We start from the raw sequence: 3,175 nt of genomic DNA, 5'->3' as shown, positions 1-3,175 counted from the left end.
CGCCGCGATGATTTGCGGAATGGTTGTCGAGGCAGTCGGCACGGTGTAGGAATAGAGCGTACCGCCGATGGTGACGCCTGGCGTTTGCCCGGCAGCAACCGTCCCGCTGAATGTTACGGAACCCGTGGCATACGATCCGATAGCCGTTCCGGGTTGTCCCGTTGGCGTTTGAAGCAGGTAGGCGTACTGATACGGGATTGACGGAAAGACGAGCGACTGCGTAAGGAGTTCCAAGTCGCCAAGATCGGAAACCAGGCGCGAGAGCGTCCGATTGATTGCCCAATCGACTTTGGCTCGATTGAAGTCGCCGTTGACCGGCCATGTAATCGTGCCGCCGGGGTTACAATATGGCATCGAAAGTGCGATGAGGGCCGCATTTTCTAGATCGACTAACTGCACGGATTAGTGATTCCAGATAAACGGTAAGTAGGTCGATCCCTCGCGGTAGTGGTAGGCGATGCGCGTTGCGCTCAAGGCGTAATTGTAGATCGCTGTCTCGTCCAAATACCCCTGAAGATTTGCATCCGTGAGCGATGGGTCATTTCCAAGCGCAAGCCCATATCCGCCGAGCGCGTTATAGGCAATCGCGCCGGTTGCCGCAGTCGTCCCTTGCAGTACGCCATTGACGTAAATACGCACGTTGACGCCATCGTAGGTTCCAGCGGCGTGATAGGTCGCGCCGACCACAAGTGCAGGAAGCGATGCCGTTGCGGTCTTGAGCGTACCGCCGATGTTGATCGAGAAGGCGAAAACGTGGTTGCTTGCCGTTGACCCGCTATGGTAGAGATTGTACGCCGCCAGCGATGAAGCGTCGGTGCCGTAGCACGCGAGCACTTGCTTGACGCTGCCAGTGGTGCAGACGTTGGGCCTATGCCACCCCTCAACGGTGATCGCTGCGGTCGGCTGGAGAATCGGAGGTTGCGCTGAGCCGCCCGTAGCGATGTTTACGAGCGATGCGGTAGCTGTACTTGGAAAGAGCGCCGAGCCGCCGTTGTTGCCGGCACCAGGACTGTTGGAGGGCCCATTGGTTACGAGCAACGATGGAGAATTAGCGACAACTGCCGAGCCATACTGCAAGAAGTTCCCATTGGCAAATGGCGGGACCGCCCGGTTCAGATTGCCTGCAGCGCTGGAATCGAAACAGAGATTCTGGGGATCCTGGCTTCCGGCTGTAACTGGACTGCCTGCGAGCAATTCGGCAAATTGATAAAAGCCGACCGGGCCATCGGCGTAGATCGCCTGAACGTAACTATCCCATCCGACTGGAATTAGACTACCCTCCGGGTTTGCGCAAACGGAATCCTTGATTCGAGGCATCGCGACCGAATACGTCGGAATCACACGGCGGCGGCTTAATAAAGCTGTCGCCCCACTTGTCTTGGCTCATGCGCGAACCCGCGCCCATCGTATGCTCGATGAGGTTTTCCAGCACACCGCCCGGATGCGCGATATTGCCGCGTGTCTCGTCCTTATGAAACTGCCGACGCATCGGCTTGCCAGCTTGGCTCATGCGCTCTTGCCTTTCTCTGGACGTTCAGACTTCGCTCGTTCCGCAGCGAGTGCCGCAGCAACCGCGTTCGCGACGATCTGCTGAATATCGGGCCCCGTTGCGGGCTGAATCTTCGCATTGAAGAAGTGCATCCGCGGACCCTTCTCGCACATGTCATCCCACTTGAAAATATCCCACACGCGGGCAGCCGTATTCGGCAACCGGCGCATCATGGTATCAAGGCGAGTAACGGTCACGTCCGGAATCTGCGGCGGGGCGAAGTTCCGCAACGCACGCACATTGATCGCCCCGTTGCGATCGTAAATCTGCTGGATGCCGGCCGGGAAGTCTTTCTCGTAGCCACCCCAATTCTCGGTTGCCACGCGATCACGATGCCACGGACGAGTGAGCCACGGCTCAAGCGTGATACCCATGCTCGCAGCCTTGAGTTCATACGCACTCACGTCCCAATCGCCGAACCAATGCCGAGCAACCGGACTTGGCATGACCGCTTCCGGGCCGACTTCCGTTTCCGGGTCCTGGCCGCATGCACATGCGCCCAGAGGACCCTTTTCAAAGCGCAAGTGATAATGAACCCACTTGCCTGGCACCCAGCGCGGAGCAGCGCCCGCACCTTGGGTGAACAACCGATCTGAAGCAGGCACAGGAGACTCCCCGCCATCGTCGCGATACGTGTCGGGACCAACCGGTGTCGCCTCTTCGCGTCCGTAGGTCAGCACGACCGTTTCTTGCGGATCACCTTTCCATGGCTTGTTGAGCGTTACGTGAACCATCTTGGACATGAGTTGATGGCCCAGGTTCGCCATGCGAACGACCGTATCGTTTGCCGCGGTCATCTGCTGCTGCGTCGTCCCCGTTTCAACGGTAATCGCAAACGTGCCGTCAGCCGTTCCGGCCGAAGCATAGTCGTCTTCGGCGCGACCGCGAACGATCTTCGCTTGCGCTCCACGCGCTTTCAATGCCATGAACTACCGCCCTTTCGCTGTACGCTTACGCTTACGGCCGGCCGCACCCATGCGAGCGAAAGCCTTTTTCCCGTACTTCTTACGGCCTTCTTTCGCCATGATGGCACCAGCCTCTTTACGGCCCATGCCCTTGCGCTCCATCGCCTGCTCGCCCTTTTGAAAGCGCCCGCCGCCTCCAACACGCATGCTCTTTTTCTTGCGAGACATGGCTACATTGCAACCATGTCAACGTAGACCAGGCCGACGCTGACCATCCCTGCCGTTCCCGGATCGGGGATAAGCACCGCCTGCGAGGTGTTCGCGAGGCCAATGATCGGCTCGCCTGCGCTATGCGCGTTCGCGAGCGTCATGGTGGCCGTGCCGTTGACGCCGCCCGAGAAGGCCACCGCCGTGGCCGAACCCGTCGCTGAAGTGTTAAAGGTCTGCGTGACGCCGCCCGGCACCGTCACGGTGTAAGTGAGCAGCGTATTCGCCCATGCGCCCGGATTGGCAGCCGAGAATTGAATCACCCCCGCGGCGCTGGCATAGGCGTAAATCAGTGGACCGCCGATAGGCGACCCGGCATTCGCGCCGTTCTGCGTGAATGGTCCCGCGCCGATGCCGAGAATGTTCTGCGGTGCCCCGTAGCAGAAGCCCGAGGCTTGCAACGCTGCCAGGATCGCATTGGTCGTATTCTGGAGCGTTGTGCCGTTCGCAATCG

6 protein-coding genes are annotated in these 3,175 nt (G+C 59.5%); all 6 read right to left on the bottom strand.

Annotated elements, in window-relative coordinates; genetic code table 11:
- The coding region (locus WCB02_RS30530; protein ID WP_423963886.1) for a hypothetical protein at positions 1 to 399 on the bottom strand (399 nt) is incomplete at its 3' end.
- Positions 400 to 402: 3 nt separating this feature from the next.
- Positions 403 to 1,317, bottom strand: coding sequence for a LamG domain-containing protein (locus WCB02_RS30525; protein ID WP_423963884.1), 915 nt, complete (start codon positions 1,315 to 1,317; stop codon positions 403 to 405).
- On the bottom strand, positions 1,274 to 1,510 hold the full coding sequence (locus WCB02_RS30520) for a hypothetical protein (RefSeq protein ID WP_423963882.1): 237 nt from the start codon (positions 1,508 to 1,510) through the stop codon (positions 1,274 to 1,276). Before WCB02_RS30520 ends, WCB02_RS30525 begins: the two co-directional genes overlap by 44 nt.
- On the bottom strand, positions 1,507 to 2,475 hold the full coding sequence (locus WCB02_RS30515) for a hypothetical protein (protein ID WP_423963880.1): 969 nt from the start codon (positions 2,473 to 2,475) through the stop codon (positions 1,507 to 1,509). The genes WCB02_RS30520 and WCB02_RS30515 overlap by 4 nt, the downstream gene beginning before the upstream one ends.
- Before the next feature lie 3 nt (positions 2,476 to 2,478).
- Positions 2,479 to 2,682 (bottom strand): hypothetical protein, encoded by a 204-nt coding sequence (locus tag WCB02_RS30510; RefSeq protein ID WP_423963878.1) that lies wholly within the window; start codon positions 2,680 to 2,682, stop codon positions 2,479 to 2,481.
- A gap of 2 nt (positions 2,683 to 2,684) precedes the next feature.
- Positions 2,685 to 3,175, bottom strand: a 491-nt coding sequence (locus WCB02_RS30505; RefSeq protein ID WP_423963875.1) for a hypothetical protein, incomplete at its 5' end; no start/stop codon positions are given.

Source organism: Bradyrhizobium sp. (assembly GCF_049581145.1).
GTDB lineage: Bacteria > Pseudomonadota > Alphaproteobacteria > Rhizobiales > Xanthobacteraceae > Bradyrhizobium.
The sequence above is the reverse complement of the archived record's forward strand: the minus strand, read 5'-3'. Positions and strand labels throughout refer to the sequence as shown.

Excerpts from the sequence above, each read along its gene's own strand:
- WCB02_RS30525 (WP_423963884.1), bottom strand. The coding sequence starts at position 1,317 with ATGCCTCGAATCAAGGATTCCGTTTGCGCAAACCCGGAGGGTAGTCTA.
- WCB02_RS30520 (WP_423963882.1), bottom strand. The coding sequence starts at position 1,510 with ATGAGCCAAGCTGGCAAGCCGATGCGTCGGCAGTTTCATAAGGACGAG.
- WCB02_RS30515 (WP_423963880.1), bottom strand. The coding sequence starts at position 2,475 with ATGGCATTGAAAGCGCGTGGAGCGCAAGCGAAGATCGTTCGCGGTCGC.
- WCB02_RS30510 (WP_423963878.1), bottom strand. The coding sequence starts at position 2,682 with ATGTCTCGCAAGAAAAAGAGCATGCGTGTTGGAGGCGGCGGGCGCTTT.